Genomic DNA, 15164 nt, shown 5'->3' with positions numbered 1-15164 from the left:
CTGATGGGTGTCGAGGACGCCGCCGATCCGACGACCGGCGACGTCACCATCCAGAACTATACGATCAACTTCGGCCCGCAGCATCCCGCGGCGCACGGCGTGCTGCGCCTCGTCATGGAGCTCGACGGCGAGATCATCGAGCGGGTCGACCCGCACGTCGGTCTGCTGCATCGCGGCACCGAGAAGCTGATCGAATACAAGACCTATGCGCAGGCGATCCCCTATTTCGATCGCCTCGATTATTGCTCGCCGATGTGCATGGAGCACACGTTCGTCCTCGCAATCGAGAAGCTGCTCGATCTCGAGGTGCCGCTGCGCGCGCAATACCTCCGCGTGTTCTTCGCCGAACTGACCCGCATCTCGAACCACATGCTGAACCTCGGTTCGCACGTGATGGACGTCGGCGCGATGACGCCGAACCTGTGGCTGTTCGAGATTCGCGAGGATTGCTACAATTTCTTCGAGCGTGCCTCGGGCGCACGCATGCATCACAATTACATGCGTCCCGGCGGCGTCCATCAGGACGTGCCGCTGAAGCTGCTGACCGACATCGCCGACTGGCTCGACACGCGCCTGCCGCGTCTGTTCGAGGATGCGATCAGCCTGGTCGCCGACAATCGCATCTTCAAGCAGCGCAACGTCGACATCGCGACGGTCAGCCGCGAGGACGCGATCGCCTGGGGCTTCTCCGGCCCGATGATCCGGGCGGCGGGCATTCCCTGGGACCTGCGCAAGTCGCAGCCCTATGACGTCTACGACCGTATGGACTTCGACATCCCCGTCGGCACCAAGGGCGATTGCTACGATCGCTTCATGGTGCGCGTCGAGGAGGTCCGCCAGTCGGCGCGGATCATGAAGCAATGCCTGGCCGAGATGCCGGAGGGGCCGATCGCCTCGACCGACCGCAAGGTGGTGCCGCCCAAGCGCGCCGAGATGAAGCGCTCGATGGAAGCGCTGATCCATCACTTCAAGCTCTACACCGAGGGCTATCACGTGCCCGCGGGCGAAGTGTATGTCGCGACCGAGAGCCCGAAGGGCGAGTTCGGCGTGTTCCTCGTCTCCGACGGGTCGAACAAGCCCTACCGCTGCAAGATCCGCCCAACCGCGTTCAGCCATCTGCAGGCGATGGACTTCATGTCCAAGGGCCACATGCTGGCCGACACGACCGCGATCCTGGGCGCGATGGACATCGTTTTTGGTGAATGTGACCGCTGATGGCTGAAGCACCGCAGATCCCCGACGAGGCCGAGACCCGCGCACGCTGGGGCGGTTTCGCGTGGACCGAAGAAAACCAGAAAAAGGCGAACGCAATCCTCGCCCGCTATCCGGCGGGGCGCGAGCAATCGGCGTCGATCCCGTTCCTCGACCTCGCCCAGCGTCAGGTCGGCGCCGAGACGCAGACGCAGGGCTGGCTGCCCGTGCCGGTGATCGAGTTCGTCGCGCGTCAGATCGGCGTGCCGTACATGCGGGTGTTCGAGGTCGCGACCTTCTACACGATGTTCAACCTCGCGCCGGTCGGTCGTTATTACGTGCAGGTCTGCGGCACGACGCCGTGCATGCTGCGCGGCTCCGACGACGTGCTCGCGGCGTGCAAGAACAAGGGGCTGATCAAAGGCAAGACGACGCCCGACGGCCTGTTCACGCTGACCGAGGTCGAGTGCCTGGGCACCTGCGCCAATGCGCCGATGGTGCAGATCAACGACGACAATTACGAGGATCTCGACTACGATCGCACGATCGCGGTGCTGGAGGCGCTGGCCAAGGGCGAGCAGCCGAAGACCGGGTCGACGATCGGCCGCCAGACGAGCTGCCCCGAAGGCGGCCCGACGACGCTGACGGCAATGGTCGGGGACAATCATGACTACCGCGGGGAGTGGGCATGAGCGAGGCAGACAACACGATCAGCTTCATCGCCGAGCAGTTCAAGCGGATGAACGCGCGCTTCGACACGATGGTGGAGCGGTTCGATCGCGTGGATGAACGTCTCGCCCAGATCGAACGCCGGCTTACCGCCTCTACTCACCTTGAACAGGGCCTGGTCGCGCATATGGCGAGCGTGCACGAAAGTATGGATAATTTCCGTGCCAACATGGTTGCGATGGATCGTCGCGTCGCCGGGCTGGAGGCACGTTGATGCTTGCTGACAAGGATCGCATCTTCACCAACGTCTACGGGTTCCAACCCTGGAACCTTCAGGCAGCGCAGAAACGTGGCGACTGGGACAATACCAAGGCGCTGATGGCCATCGGCCAGGACGCGATCATCGACGTCATCAAGGCGTCGGGTTTGCGCGGCCGCGGCGGCGCGGGCTTTCCGACCGGGACCAAATGGTCGTTTATGCCCAAGGAGCCGAAGCCCGACCGGCCGAACTTCCTGGTGATCAACGCCGACGAATCCGAGCCGGGGTCGTGCAAGGACCGCGAGATCATCCGCCACGATCCGCACAAGCTGATCGAGGGCGCGCTGATCGCCGGCTTCGCGATGCGCGCGCGCGCCGCCTATATCTACATCCGCGGCGAATATATCCGCGAGGCCGAGACGTTGTTCGCGGCGGTCGCCGAGGCTTATGACGCCGGCCTGATCGGCAAGAATGCCTGCGGCTCCGGCTATGACTTCGACGTCTTCGTCCACCGTGGTGCCGGCGCCTATATCTGCGGCGAAGAGACCGCGATGCTGGAGAGCCTGGAGGGCAAGAAGGGCCAGCCGCGCCTCAAGCCGCCGTTCCCGGCGGGGGCGGGCCTGTATGGCTGCCCGACGACGGTCAACAACGTCGAGAGCATCGCCGTCGCGCCGACCATCCTGCGCCGCGGCGCCGCGTGGTTCTCCTCCTTCGGGCGCGAGAACAACAAGGGCACCAAGCTCTTCCAGATCAGCGGGCATGTAAACAAGCCCTGCGTGGTCGAGGATGCGATGGGCATCAGCTTCCGCGAGCTGATCGAGACGCATTGCGGCGGCATCCGCGGCGGCTGGGACAATCTGCTCGCGGTGATCCCGGGCGGATCGTCGGTGCCGCTGGTGCCCGCCAAGGACATCATCGACGCGCCGATGGACTTTGACGGCCTCAAGGCGGTCGGCTCGGGCCTCGGCACCGCGGCGGTGATCGTGATGGACAAGTCGACCGATATCGTCCGCGCGATCAGCCGGATCAGCTATTTCTACAAGCACGAGAGCTGCGGCCAGTGCACGCCGTGCCGCGAGGGCACGGGCTGGATGTGGCGCGTGATGGAGCGGCTGCGCACCGGCGACGCCGACATCAGCGAGATCGACACGCTGCAGCAGGTCACCAAGCAGGTCGAGGGTCACACCATCTGTGCGCTCGGCGATGCCGCGGCGTGGCCGATCCAGGGTCTGATCCGCCACTTCCGGCCCGAGATCGAGCGCCGGATCAACGAACGCAACGGCGGCACGCTCGCCCCGATGCAGGAGGCGGCGGAGTGAGCGACGAGCAGGGCAACCTGATCTTGGAAATCCTCAAGCGGATGCAGGGTGACCTCGCGTCCGTGAAGCGCGACGTTGCGTCGCAAGCGGTGCGCATCTCCGCGCTGGAAGACTACGTTCGTGGAATGACGACGTCGCTATTCGGCCTGCAGGCTGATGTGACGGCGATCAATCACCGATTGGATCGGATCGAGCGCCGGCTCGACCTGACGGAAGAAGCATAATGCCCAAGCTGAAGGTAGACGGGATCGAGGTCGAGGTGCCGCAGGGCGCGACGGTCCTCCAGGCATGCGAAGCCGCGGGCAAGGAAATCCCGCGCTTCTGCTATCACGAGCGGCTGTCGATCGCCGGCAACTGCCGCATGTGCCTGGTCGAGGTGAAGCCCGGGCCGCCGAAGCCGCAGGCGTCGTGCGCGCTGCCCGCCGCCGACAATCAGGAAGTGTTCACCACCACGCCGATGGTGAAGAACGCGCGCGAAGGCGTGATGGAATTCCTGCTGATCAACCATCCGCTCGACTGCCCGATCTGCGATCAGGGCGGCGAATGCGATCTGCAGGATCAGTCGATGGCCTATGGCAAGGGCCATAGCCGCTATACCGAGAACAAGCGCGCGGTGACCGAGAAGTATATGGGTCCGATCGTCAAGACGATCATGACCCGTTGCATCCAGTGCACCCGCTGCGTGCGTTTCGCCGAGGAGGTTGCCGGCGTCGAGGAGATCGGCGCGATCTACCGCGGCGAGGACATGCAGATCACCTCCTATCTCGAACAGGCGGTGACCAGCGAGCTGAGCGGCAACGTCGTCGACCTGTGCCCGGTCGGGGCGCTGACCAGCAAGCCCTATGCCTATGAGGCGCGGCCCTGGGAGCTGCGCAAGACGCTGACCATCGACGTGCAGGATGCGGTCGGCACCAACATCCGCCTCGACAGCCGCGGCCGGCAAGTGCTGCGCTGCGTCCCGCGCATCAACGAGAACGTCAACGAGGAATGGGCGCACGACAAGACGCGCCATCACGTCGACGGGCTGATCCGCCGCCGGCTCGATCGCCCCTATGTGCGGCGCGACGGCAAGCTCGCGCCGGTCAGCTGGGACGAGGCGTTCGCAGTCATCAAGGAGCGCGTCGGAGCAGCCGGATCGAACGTCGCGGCGGTGGCCGGCGACCTGGTCGATTGCGAGACGATGTATGCCGCCAAGGCGCTGCTCGCCAAGCTCGGCTCGACCAAGCTGGAAGGCCGGCAGACGGGCATGGATTATGATGTGTCCAGCCTGGCGGCGGTCAATTTCAACACGACGATCGCGGGCGTGGAGCAGGCGGACGTTATCCTGCTGGTCGGCACCAATCTCCGCTGGGAAGCGCCGCTGATCAACACGCGGATCCGCAAGGCGATCAAGAAGGGCGCCAAGGTCTTCGCGATCGGCCCCGAGACGGAACTGACGTACAAGGCCGAGTGGCTCGGCACGGATCTGTCGCTGCTCGGCGGCCTACCCGAGGCCGCGGCGAAGGCGTTCACCGACGCCAAGGCCCCGATGGTGATCGTCGGTGGCGGCGCGCTGAAGGGCGGCCATGGTGCGGCACTGGCGTTCGCCAAGCAGTACAACCTCGTCCGTACGCTCGAAAACGGCAGTGCCTGGAACGGCTTCAACGTCGTCCATATGGCCGCGAGCCGGATGGGCGGCTTGATGCTCGGCTATGCGCAGCAGGGCGGCATCGCCGATGTCGCGGATGCGGGCGTCACCTTCTTCCTCGGCGCCGACGAGGTCGACTTCACCAAGTTCGGTGGCTTCAAGGTCTATGTCGGCCATCACGGCGATGCCGGCGCGCATCATGCCGACGTGATCCTGCCGGGTTCGACCTATGCCGAGAAATCGGGCACCTGGGTCAATACCGAAGGGCGCGTGCAGCGTGGCGAGCGTGCGGTGTTCGCGCCGGGCGACGCGCGCGAGGATTGGACCATCTTCCGCGCCCTGTCGGAAGTGCTGGGGGCGACCTTGCCCTTCGACAGCCTGGCCGGGCTGCGCGAGGCGATGGCGACCGAGGTGCCGGCGCTGCGTCATCCCGGTCTGGCGACGTTCGAATGGAACCCGCCGGCGCTCGACGCGACCGGGCAGGGCGATCTCGCCGGCTATCCGATCAAGGACTTCTATCTCACCAACGCGATCTGCCGCGCCAGCCCGACGATGCAGCGCTGCTCGGCCGAACTGGTCCATGGTGAAGCGTTCGCGGAGGCGGCGGAGTGACGATCGATGCACGATCTGCTGGTGGATATTGCCGAAGCCATGTCGGAGGCTGCTCTACCGGACCGGGATTCGCCCCGGTGGTATTGGCGGACGTGGCTAGCAGTACTTGCAGCCTTTGTCGGGCTGATCGTTTGGTTTCTGATGTCGTGAGCGGGGCGGTCGGTCGATGACCAATTTTTTCAACACTACCGTCGGCATGCCCTATGGCTGGGCGTGGTTCGTCGCGACCGTGGTCGGCATCCTGGTCATTGCGCTGCCGCTGATGCTGGCGGTGGCGATGATCATCTATGCCGATCGCAAGATCTGGGCGGCGATGGCGCTGCGCCGCGGCCCGAACGTCGTCGGGCCATTCGGCTTGCTCCAGTCGTTCGCCGACGGCCTCAAGGTCTTCCTGCAGGAAACGATCATCCCGTCGGCGGCAAACCGCGGCCTGTTCCTGCTGGCGCCGATCATCACCTTCACCGTCGCGTTGATCGTCTGGGCGGTGGTGCCGTTCGGGGCAGGGGTGGTGGTGTCCGACATCAACGTCGGCCTGCTCTACGTGCTCGCCGCCTCGTCGCTCGGCGTCTATGGCATCATCATCTCGGGTTGGGCGTCCAACTCGAAATATCCCTTCTATTCCGCGCTGCGGGCCGCGGCGCAGATGGTCAGCTACGAAGTCGCGATCGGTTTCGTCCTGATCACCGTCGTGATGTGGGCGGGCAGCTTCAACCTGTCGTCGATCGTGATGGCGCAGCAGAATCTGTACGGCCTGCCGATCAACGGCTTCGTGCTCAATCCTTTGCTGTTCCCGATGTCGGTGGTGTTCCTGATCTCCGGCATGGCGGAGACCGGCCGTGCGCCGTTCGACCTGACCGAGGCGGAGAGCGAGCTCGTCGCCGGCTATCAGACCGAATATAGCTCGATGAGCTTCGCGCTCTTCTGGCTCGGCGAATATGCCAACGTGCTGCTGATGTGCGCGCTCAACGCCACCCTGTTCTGGGGCGGCTGGCTGCCGTTTTTCAACTTCGCGCCGTTCACCTGGGTGCCGGGCGTCATCAACCTGCTGATCAAGATCCTGATCTTCTTCTTCATCTTCAGCTGGGTGAAGGCGACGGTGCCGCGCTACCGCTATGACCAGCTGATGCGGCTGGGCTGGAAGATCTTCCTGCCGCTGTCGCTGTTCTGGGTGTTCCTGGTATCGGGCGTGCTGATGTGGATGCGCGTGCCGGCGTGAACCGGGTGAATGCCTTCATCCTGCGGGCGGGGCTCGACCCCGCGGCAGTCAAGCGCCGCGCCTTGGGCGGCGTGATCATCGGATTGACGGTCGTGGCCATCGACCGGGTTATGGGGTTTGGATCGTGAGCGTCGCACAGATCGTCAAATCGTTCACGCTTTGGGAGTTCGTGAAGGCGCATGCCCTCACGCTGAAGTATTTCTTCAAGCCCAAGGCGACGATCAACTATCCCTTCGAGCGGAATCCGGTCAGCCCGCGCTTCCGCGGTGAACATGCGTTGCGCCGCTATCCGAACGGCGAGGAACGCTGCATCGCGTGCAAGCTGTGCGAGGCGGTGTGCCCGGCGCAGGCGATCACGATCGAGGCCGAGCCGCGCGACGACGGCAGCCGCCGCACGACGCGCTACGACATCGACATGACCAAGTGCATCTATTGCGGCCTGTGCCAGGAAGCCTGCCCGGTCGATGCGATCGTCGAGGGCCCGAACCTCGAATTCTCGACCGAGACGCGCGAGGAGCTGATCTACGACAAGGCCAAGCTGCTCGACAACGGCGACCGTTGGGAGCGGGCGATCGCGGCGAACCTTGCCGCCGATGCGCCGTACCGTTAATGCGCGCCGCGTCGATTATCCGGGCTTAAGGGGGCCGACCGAATCGTGATCCAGGCTCTTGCCTTCTACCTGTTCGCCATCATCGTGATCGGCTCGGGTGCGATGACCATCTCGTCGCGCAACCCGGTCCATTCGGTGATGTGGCTGATCCTCGCCTTCTTCAACGCCGCGGGTCTGATGATCCTCGTCGGGGCGGAATTCATCGCGATGCTGCTCGTCATCGTCTATGTCGGCGCGGTCGCGGTGCTGTTCCTGTTCGTCGTGATGATGCTCGACATCGAGGTGGCGCAGATGCGCGCCGGCTTCGCGCGCTATCTGCCGCTCGGCCTGGCGCTGGCGGTCGGCCTGGCGGCGGAGATCATCATCGCGGTCGGCGCGTGGAGCGCGGGCGGCGTCAAGCTGTCGCAACGTATCGCCCCGATCGACGGGACGGTGCCCAACATCCAGGCGATCGGTAATCTGCTCTACACGCGCTATCTGTTCGTGTTCGAAGGGGCAGGATTCGTGCTGCTCGTCGCGATGATCGGCGCGATCGTGCTGACCCATCGCCAGCGCGGCGGGGTACGGGCGCAATCGCCCTTCCGCCAGATCGCCCGCCGTCCCGAAGACGCGACGCGCAACGTCCAGCCGCCGGTCGGCGAGGGGGTCCAGCTGTGACCATCGGTCTTATCCATTACCTGGTCGTCGCGGCGATCCTGTTCACCATGGGGGTGCTGGGCATCTTCCTGAACCGCAAGAACCTGATCGTCATCCTGATGGCGATCGAGCTGATCCTGCTGGCGGTGAACATCAATCTCGTCGCCTTCTCCGCCTTCCTGCACGATCTGGTCGGGCAGGTGTTCGCGATGTTCGTGCTGACCGTCGCCGCCGGCGAGGCCGCGATCGGGCTGGCGATCCTGGTGATCTATTTCCGTGGCCGCGGCACGATCGCGGTCGACGACGTCAACCGGATGAAGGGGTGATCGGCAGGTGACGTCTATCCTGTTCATTGTATTCCTGCCGCTGCTCGCAGCGGCAGTCGCCGGGCTCGGCAACAAGGCGATCGGCTTCGGTCCCGCCAAGTTGGTGACCACCGGCGCGCTGTTCGCCTCGTGCCTGCTCAGCTGGCCGATCTTCCTCGGCTTCCTGTCCGGCGCCAACACCGCGACGGTGGTGCCGGTGTTCGAATGGATCGCCAGCGGCGACATGAACGTCGCCTGGTCGCTGCGCGTCGATCAGCTGACCGCGATCATGTTGGTCGTGATCACCACCGTGTCGGCGCTCGTTCACCTCTATAGCTGGGGCTATATGAGCGAGGATCCGGACCAGCCGCGCTTCTTCGCCTATCTGTCACTGTTCACCTTCGCGATGCTGATGCTGGTCACCGCGGACACTTTGGTGCAGATGTTCTTCGGCTGGGAAGGCGTCGGCCTCGCCAGCTACCTCCTCATCGGCTTCTGGTTCCGCAAGCCGAGCGCCAATGCCGCGGCGATCAAGGCGTTTGTCGTCAATCGCGTCGGCGACCTCGGCTTCATGCTCGGCATCTTCGGCACCTTCCTGGTGTTCGGCACCGTGTCGATCCCGGCGATCCTCGCCGCCGCGCCCAACATGGCGGGCTCGACGATCGGCTTCCTCGGCTTCCGCGCCGATACGATGACGGTGCTGTGTCTGCTGCTGTTCGTCGGCGCGATGGGCAAGTCGGCGCAGCTCGGCCTGCACACCTGGCTGCCGGACGCGATGGAGGGCCCGACCCCGGTGTCGGCGCTGATCCATGCGGCGACGATGGTCACCGCGGGCGTGTTCATGGTGTGCCGCCTGTCGCCGATGTTCGAGATGTCGCCGACCGCGCTGCATTTCGTCACCTTCATCGGCGCCGCGACCTGCCTGTTCGCCGCGACGGTCGGCATGGTGCAGACCGACATCAAGCGCGTCATCGCCTATTCGACCTGTTCGCAGCTCGGCTACATGTTCTTCGCCGCCGGCGTCGGCGCCTATGGCGCGGCGATGTTCCACCTGTTCACCCACGCCTTCTTCAAGGCGTTGCTGTTCCTCGGTGCGGGCTCGGTGATCCATGCGATGCACCACGAGCAGGACATGCGCTATTACGGCGGCCTGCGCAAAAGCATCCCGCTGACCTTCTGGGGCATGATGATGGGGACGCTGGCGATCACCGGCGTCGGCCTGCCGGCACTGTTCGGCAATCCGCTGGCGTTCGGCTTCGCCGGCTTCCATTCCAAGGACGCGATCATCGAGGCGAGCTGGGCGGCGGGCGAGCCGGGCGTGTGGTTCGTCGGCGTGCTCGTCGCGGCGATCACCAGCTTCTATTCGTGGCGGCTGATGTTCCTGACCTTCTGGGGCACGCCGCGCTGGGCCGCGTCGGAGCATATCCAGCACGCGCTGCATGACGAGCATGGGCATGACGCGCATGGCCACGGCCATGACGATCATGCGAATGGGCACGCGCACGGCCACGCCGATCACGCGCACGATGCGCATGGCCATGACTCGCATCACCCGAGCGAGGCGCACGCCAACCCGGCGCAGGCCGAGGACTCTGGCGACCGGCCGTCAGAACATGGCCCGGCGCAGCAGGATTTGCCTGCCGGCACCGGCGGCTATCATCCGCACGAGAGCCCGCTGGTCATGCTGATCCCGCTGATCGTCCTGTCGATCGGCGCGATCGCAGCCGGCTTCGTGTTCCACGGCTTCTTCATCGAGCCGAGCGCGGGCGAGAGCTTCTGGAAGGGTGACATCGCGTTCCGCGAGCATCTGATGCATGCGATGCACGGCGTGCCGACCCTCATCAAGCTGTCGGCGACGATCGCGATGCTGCTCGGGCTGGTGACCGCCTGGTATGCCTATCTCAAGGCGCCGAGCTTCCCCAAGGCGGTGTCGGACCAGTTCCGGATCCTCTACCGCTTCCTGCTCCACAAATATTATTTCGACGAGCTGTATAACCTGCTCTTCGTCCGCCCCGCCTTCGCGATCGGCCGCTTGCTGTGGCACCGCGGCGACGAGAAGACGATCGACCGGTTCGGGCCGAACGGCTCGGCCTGGGCGGTGCAGCTCTCCAGCCGGATCGCCGGCCGGCTTCAGAACGGATATGTCTATACCTATGCCTTCGTCATGCTGATCGGGCTGACCGCGGCCGTTACCTGGGCGATCGCGAAATGAGCGGCTTTCCCATCCTCTCGCTGATGCTGGCGGTCCCGGCGATCGCCGCCATCGCCTGCCTGTTCCTCAGCCCGCAGGGCGCGCGGATGACGGCGCTGCTCGCGACCCTGATCAACTTCGCGCTCGGCGTGCTGTTGTGGAGCAGCTACGACATCGGCGGCGCGCAGTGGCAGTTCGTCGAGTACCAGCCGGTGTTCGGTCGCTTCGCCTGGGCGCTCGGCATCGACGGCTTCGCGTTGCTGCTGATCATGCTCAGCGTCTTCCTGATGCCGATCTGCATCGGCGCAAGCTGGCGTTCGGTAACCAATCGCGTGCCGGAATATATGGCGGCGTTCCTGTTCACCGAGGTGCTGATGATCGGCACCTTCGCGGCGCAGGACCTGTTCCTGTTCTACATCTTCTTCGAAGCCGGCCTGATCCCGATGTTCCTGATCATCGGCATCTGGGGCGGGGTGAACCGCATCTACGCGTCGTACAAATTCTTCCTGTACACTTTGCTCGGTTCGGTCGTGATGTTCATCGCGATGCTGTACATGGCGCGCGCGGCGGGGACGACGCGCATCCCCGAGCTGATGGCGTACGACTTCCCGGTGCATGTCCAGACCTGGCTATGGCTCGCCTTCTTCGCCTCCTTCGCGGTGAAGATGCCGATGTGGCCGGTGCATACCTGGCTGCCCGATGCGCACGTGCAGGCACCGACCGCGGGTTCGGTGATCCTGGCGGGCGTGCTGCTCAAGCTCGGCGGCTACGGCTTCCTGCGCTTCAGCCTGCCGATGTTCCCGGAGGCGTCCGGCCAGCTCGCCTGGCTAATCTTCCTGCTGTCGGGGATCGCGGTCGTCTACACCAGCCTCGTCGCGCTGGTGCAGTCGGACATGAAGAAGCTGATCGCCTATAGCTCCGTGGCGCACATGGCGATCGTGACCATCGGCCTCTATGCCTTCAACCGGCAGGGGATCGAGGGCGCGATGATCATGATGCTCAGCCACGGGCTGGTGTCGGGCGCGCTGTTCCTGTGCGTCGGCGTCATCTATGACCGGCTGCACACCCGCGAGATCGCGCGCTACGGCGGCCTGGCGATCAACATGCCGCGCTATGCCCTGTTCTTCCTGTTCTTCACCATGGCGTCGATCGGCCTGCCGGGGACCAGCGGCTTCGTCGCCGAATTCCTCAGCCTGATGGGCACGTATCAGATCTCGACCTGGACGGCTTTGGTCTGCACCACCGGCATCATCCTCGGCGCGGCCTACATGCTCTATTTGTACCGCCGCGTCGTGTTCGGCGAGATCAAGTCGGAAGACGTTCGCGAGATGCAGGACCTGTCGGGGCGTGAGCTCTGGCTGCTCGCGCCGGTCGCCGCGGTCGCACTCTGGATGGGTGTCTATCCGGAAAGCTTCATGGCGCCGATGCGCAAGGACGTCGGGGTGCTGCTCGCCCGCATCGACCGCGCGGCGCCGCCGAGCGACTCCCAACCCACCGCCGGCAAAGCTGCCGCGCCTGTTCATGTTGCAGCCGAGGGCGCGCACTGATGGATTACGCCGCCAATCTCGCCATGACGCTGCCCGAGGTGATCCTCGGGATCGGCGCCATCGTCCTGATGCTCGTCGCCGCCTGGGGTGGCCAGGGTTCGACCCGCGCCATCTCCTGGGCCGCGGTGGCGATCCTCGCCGGTGCCTGCGTCGCGGTCGCCGGTCCCGCCTCGGGTGGCGGGGTCGCGTTCGACGGCCTCTACCGCGCCGATGCCTTCGCCGGCTTCGCCAAGCTGCTGATGTTCCCGGCCGCCGCCATCGCCATTTTGATGGCGCCGGGCTTCTTCCAGCGCACCAGCGGCGACGATCTGCGCCCGGAATATCCGGTGCTGATCCTGCTCTCCGCCGCGGGCATGGGCATGATGGTATCGGCGGCCGACCTGCTGACCCTCTATGTCGGCCTCGAGCTGCAGAGCCTCGCGGCCTATGTGCTCGCCAGCTTCATGCGCCGCGACTCGCGCTCGGCCGAGGCGGGCCTGAAGTATTTCGTGCTCGGCGCGCTGGCGAGCGGCATCCTGCTCTACGGCATCAGCCTGGTCTACGGCTTCGCCGGTACGACGCTGTTCGACGGCATCGCCCAGGCCTATGCCGGCCCGCGCTCGCTGGGCCTGATCTTCGGCCTGGTGTTCGTCTTCGCCGGCCTGGCGTTCAAGATGTCGGCCGTGCCGTTCCACATGTGGACGCCGGACGTCTATGAGGGCGCGCCGACCCCGGTCACCGCCTTCTTCGCCTCGGCGCCCAAGGTGGCGGCGCTCGGTCTCGCCGTGCGCGTCGCGGTCGAGGCGATGGGCCCGGCCACCGACCAGTGGCGCCAGATCGTGATTTTCGCGGCGCTCGCCTCCATCATTCTCGGCGCGGTTGCGGCGGTGGGGCAGACCAACATCAAGCGGCTGCTCGCCTATTCGTCGATCAACAACGTCGGCTTCGCGCTGATCGGCCTTGCGGCCGGGACACCGACCGGCGTTTCGGCGGTGCTGGTGTACCTCACCATCTATGTCGTGATGACGCTGGGCTCGTTCCTGATCGTGCTGCAAATGCGCGATGCCGACGGTCAGCCGGTCGAGAGCATCGCGTCGCTCAGCGGCCTGTCACGGACCCGCCCTGGCCTCGCCTTCGCGCTGATGATGTTCATGCTCAGCCTTGCGGGCATTCCGCCGCTGTTCGGCTTCTATGCCAAGTTCGCGGTGTTCGACGCGGCGATCGCGGCGGGGCTCTTCCCGCTGGCGGTGATCGGTTACGTCGCCTCGGTGATCGGCGCCTATTACTATCTGCGCGTCGTCAAGACGATGTACTTCGACGAACCGGCGCCGGCGTTCGGGCCGAGCGACAGCAAGCTGGAGGGCGGCCTGATCGTCGTCACCGCGGCGTTCATTTCGCCGCTCGGCTATCTGTTGATCGCGCCGCTGACCGCCTGGACCACCGTCGCCGCGCAGGCGCTGTTCTGACGATCCGCACCGTCGTCGAGACGGGGTCGACCAACGCCGACCTGCTCCACCTCGCGTCGCTGGGCGCGCGCGAGGGAGAGTGGCTCCGCGCCGAGCTGCAGACCGCGGGCCGTGGGCGGCAGGGCAGGGCGTGGCAATCGCCCCCCGGCAATCTCTACGCCAGCACCTTGGTGCGGCTGCGCCCTGGCGACCCGCCGGCGCCATCGCTGGCGCTGGTCGCTGCAGTGGCGTTGCACGCGGTGCTCGCGCGTCATCTGCCCGGCCGGGCGATGCTGAAATGGCCCAACGACGTGTTGGTCGACGGCGCCAAACTGTCCGGCATCCTGCTGGAACGGAGCGGCGATGCGGTGGTGATCGGCATCGGCGTCAACGTCGCCCACCACCCCGATCTTCCCGACCGCCGCACCACCAGCCTCGCGGCGGAGGGCGCGCCGCTGGATGCGGCATCGCTAATCGAGGAACTCGCCGAGGCGGTGGCGCGCTGGCTCCAACGGTGGCGGGGCGAGGGGATCGACGCGATCCGCCGCGCCTGGCTCGCCGCCGCGCATCCGGTCGGCACCGCGCTCAACGTCCGGCTGCCGGATGGCGGGGCGGTCGCCGGGATCTTCGACGGCCTCGACGCCGATGGCGCCCTGGTGGTGCGCTTGGCCGACGGCGAACGGCGTGTCATGCACGCGGGCGACGTGTTTCTGCTGTAACGATAATCTGGCGGCAGCGGCCGCGCATAAGGGGATGAGGCGGAGCGATGCTGCTCGCGATCGATGCCGGTAACACCAATGTCGTCTTTGCCCTGGTCGAGGGGCGGGCGATCCGCGGCCGCTGGCGGATCGCCACCGATCCGCGCCGCACTGCCGACGAATATGCCGTCTGGCTCAGCCAGTTGCTGGCGCTCGAAGGCTTCGCGCGCGAGGATGTGACGCAGGTAATCGTCGCCACCGTCGTGCCGCGCGCGCTGCACAATCTCCAGGTGCTGAGCAGCAAATATTTCCGGACGGAGGCGTTGATCGCTGGTCGTGCGCCGGTCGAATGGGGCATCGCCCTGGACGTCGACGAACCGCAGAATCTTGGCGCGGATCGTGCGGTCAATACCATCGCGGCGCATGAGCTGCATGACGGCGACCTGATCGTCATCGATTTCGGTACGGCGACGACGTTCGACGTCAGCGACTATCGCGGCGCCTACAAGGGCGGGATCATCGCGCCGGGAATCAACCTGTCGCTCGACGCGCTGGTCAGCGCCGCCGCCAAGCTGCCACGCATCGCGATCGAGGCGCCGGCGTCGACCAGCGTGATCGGCCGCAACACCGTCAGCCAGATGCACATCGGCATCTTCTGGGGCTATATCGCGATGATCGAGGGATTGGTCGCCCGACTGAAGGCGGAGGTTGGCCGGCCGGTTAAGGTGATCGCCACCGGCGGCCTCGCCGTGCTGTTCGAACGGCATACCGAGGCATTCGATGTGGTCGAGCCGGACCTGACGATACAAGGGCTGGCGATCATGGCTGAAAGAGCCCATATCCCATCCTGACGCGCTCGC

The 15164-nt window shown here is 65.5% G+C and carries 17 protein-coding genes; all 17 read left to right on the top strand.

Going from position 1 to position 15164, the window contains the following annotated elements; all coding sequences use genetic code 11:
• The first annotated feature begins 3 nt into the window (after positions 1–3).
• Genes ACU5AX_RS03425 through ACU5AX_RS03345 form a run of 17 tightly spaced genes read left to right on the top strand, consistent with a single transcriptional unit; the run spans position 4 to position 15155 of the window.
• A complete protein-coding gene (locus ACU5AX_RS03425) occupies positions 4–1215 on the top strand; it encodes an NADH-quinone oxidoreductase subunit D (protein WP_198353386.1) in 1212 nt (403 codons plus the stop codon).
• On the top strand, positions 1215–1883 hold the full coding sequence (locus ACU5AX_RS03420) for a complex I 24 kDa subunit family protein (RefSeq protein ID WP_446689671.1): 669 nt from the start codon (positions 1215–1217) through the stop codon (positions 1881–1883). Before ACU5AX_RS03425 ends, ACU5AX_RS03420 begins: the two co-directional genes overlap by 1 nt.
• Complete coding sequence (locus ACU5AX_RS03415) at positions 1880–2134, top strand: hypothetical protein (protein WP_446689670.1); 255 nt, start codon at positions 1880–1882, stop codon at positions 2132–2134. The genes ACU5AX_RS03420 and ACU5AX_RS03415 overlap by 4 nt, the downstream gene beginning before the upstream one ends.
• Positions 2134–3438 carry an NADH-quinone oxidoreductase subunit NuoF gene (gene nuoF / locus ACU5AX_RS03410; RefSeq protein WP_198353387.1) on the top strand — a complete coding sequence of 435 codons (1305 nt, stop codon included), beginning with the start codon at positions 2134–2136 and terminating at the stop codon, positions 3436–3438. The genes ACU5AX_RS03415 and nuoF overlap by 1 nt, the downstream gene beginning before the upstream one ends.
• Positions 3435–3662 carry a hypothetical protein gene (locus tag ACU5AX_RS03405; RefSeq protein ID WP_446689669.1) on the top strand — a complete coding sequence of 76 codons (228 nt, stop codon included), beginning with the start codon at positions 3435–3437 and terminating at the stop codon, positions 3660–3662. The genes nuoF and ACU5AX_RS03405 overlap by 4 nt, the downstream gene beginning before the upstream one ends.
• Positions 3662–5677 carry an NADH-quinone oxidoreductase subunit NuoG gene (gene nuoG / locus ACU5AX_RS03400; RefSeq protein WP_446689668.1) on the top strand — a complete coding sequence of 672 codons (2016 nt, stop codon included), beginning with the start codon at positions 3662–3664 and terminating at the stop codon, positions 5675–5677. The genes ACU5AX_RS03405 and nuoG overlap by 1 nt, the downstream gene beginning before the upstream one ends.
• A gap of 6 nt (positions 5678–5683) precedes the next feature.
• A complete protein-coding gene (locus tag ACU5AX_RS03395) occupies positions 5684–5827 on the top strand; it encodes a hypothetical protein (protein WP_446689667.1) in 144 nt (47 codons plus the stop codon).
• 16 nt (positions 5828–5843) lie between these two features.
• Positions 5844–6893, top strand: coding sequence for an NADH-quinone oxidoreductase subunit NuoH (gene nuoH / locus ACU5AX_RS03390; protein WP_446689666.1), 1050 nt, complete (start codon positions 5844–5846; stop codon positions 6891–6893).
• Positions 6890–7021, top strand: coding sequence for a hypothetical protein (locus ACU5AX_RS03385; protein WP_269769644.1), 132 nt, complete (start codon positions 6890–6892; stop codon positions 7019–7021). Before nuoH ends, ACU5AX_RS03385 begins: the two co-directional genes overlap by 4 nt.
• Complete coding sequence (nuoI, locus tag ACU5AX_RS03380; protein WP_198352746.1) at positions 7018–7503, top strand: NADH-quinone oxidoreductase subunit NuoI; 486 nt, start codon at positions 7018–7020, stop codon at positions 7501–7503. Before ACU5AX_RS03385 ends, nuoI begins: the two co-directional genes overlap by 4 nt.
• A 45-nt stretch (positions 7504–7548) precedes the next feature.
• Positions 7549–8160, top strand: coding sequence for an NADH-quinone oxidoreductase subunit J (locus tag ACU5AX_RS03375; RefSeq protein ID WP_198352747.1), 612 nt, complete (start codon positions 7549–7551; stop codon positions 8158–8160).
• Entirely contained in the window at positions 8157–8465 is a 309-nt protein-coding gene (gene nuoK / locus ACU5AX_RS03370; RefSeq protein ID WP_115380523.1) for an NADH-quinone oxidoreductase subunit NuoK, read from the top strand. Before ACU5AX_RS03375 ends, nuoK begins: the two co-directional genes overlap by 4 nt.
• A 7-nt stretch (positions 8466–8472) precedes the next feature.
• Entirely contained in the window at positions 8473–10656 is a 2184-nt protein-coding gene (gene nuoL, locus ACU5AX_RS03365) for an NADH-quinone oxidoreductase subunit L (RefSeq protein ID WP_446689665.1), read from the top strand.
• A complete protein-coding gene (locus tag ACU5AX_RS03360; RefSeq protein WP_446689664.1) occupies positions 10653–12182 on the top strand; it encodes an NADH-quinone oxidoreductase subunit M in 1530 nt (509 codons plus the stop codon). Before nuoL ends, ACU5AX_RS03360 begins: the two co-directional genes overlap by 4 nt.
• Positions 12182–13627, top strand: a complete 1446-nt coding sequence (gene nuoN, locus ACU5AX_RS03355) for an NADH-quinone oxidoreductase subunit NuoN (RefSeq protein WP_446689663.1) — start codon at positions 12182–12184, stop codon at positions 13625–13627. The genes ACU5AX_RS03360 and nuoN overlap by 1 nt, the downstream gene beginning before the upstream one ends.
• Entirely contained in the window at positions 13624–14325 is a 702-nt protein-coding gene (locus tag ACU5AX_RS03350; RefSeq protein ID WP_446690458.1) for a biotin--[acetyl-CoA-carboxylase] ligase, read from the top strand. The genes nuoN and ACU5AX_RS03350 overlap by 4 nt, the downstream gene beginning before the upstream one ends.
• A gap of 47 nt (positions 14326–14372) precedes the next feature.
• Complete coding sequence (locus ACU5AX_RS03345) at positions 14373–15155, top strand: type III pantothenate kinase (protein WP_446689662.1); 783 nt, start codon at positions 14373–14375, stop codon at positions 15153–15155.
• Positions 15156–15164: the final 9 nt, after the last annotated feature.

This window comes from Sphingomonas benefaciens (genome assembly GCF_052907485.1).
The sequence above is the reverse complement of the archived record's forward strand: the minus strand, read 5'-3'. Positions and strand labels throughout refer to the sequence as shown.

Bases quoted from the DNA above. Each gene is read 5' to 3' on its own strand.
- ACU5AX_RS03425 (WP_198353386.1), top strand. From the start codon at position 4: ATGGGTGTCGAGGACGCCGCCGATCCGACGACCGGCGACGTCACCATC.
- ACU5AX_RS03420 (WP_446689671.1), top strand. From the start codon at position 1,215: ATGGCTGAAGCACCGCAGATCCCCGACGAGGCCGAGACCCGCGCACGC.
- ACU5AX_RS03415 (WP_446689670.1), top strand. From the start codon at position 1,880: ATGAGCGAGGCAGACAACACGATCAGCTTCATCGCCGAGCAGTTCAAG.
- nuoF (WP_198353387.1), top strand. From the start codon at position 2,134: ATGCTTGCTGACAAGGATCGCATCTTCACCAACGTCTACGGGTTCCAA.
- nuoG (WP_446689668.1), top strand. From the start codon at position 3,662: ATGCCCAAGCTGAAGGTAGACGGGATCGAGGTCGAGGTGCCGCAGGGC.
- ACU5AX_RS03395 (WP_446689667.1), top strand. From the start codon at position 5,684: ATGCACGATCTGCTGGTGGATATTGCCGAAGCCATGTCGGAGGCTGCT.
- nuoH (WP_446689666.1), top strand. From the start codon at position 5,844: ATGACCAATTTTTTCAACACTACCGTCGGCATGCCCTATGGCTGGGCG.
- ACU5AX_RS03360 (WP_446689664.1), top strand. From the start codon at position 10,653: ATGAGCGGCTTTCCCATCCTCTCGCTGATGCTGGCGGTCCCGGCGATC.
- nuoN (WP_446689663.1), top strand. From the start codon at position 12,182: ATGGATTACGCCGCCAATCTCGCCATGACGCTGCCCGAGGTGATCCTC.
- ACU5AX_RS03345 (WP_446689662.1), top strand. From the start codon at position 14,373: ATGCTGCTCGCGATCGATGCCGGTAACACCAATGTCGTCTTTGCCCTG.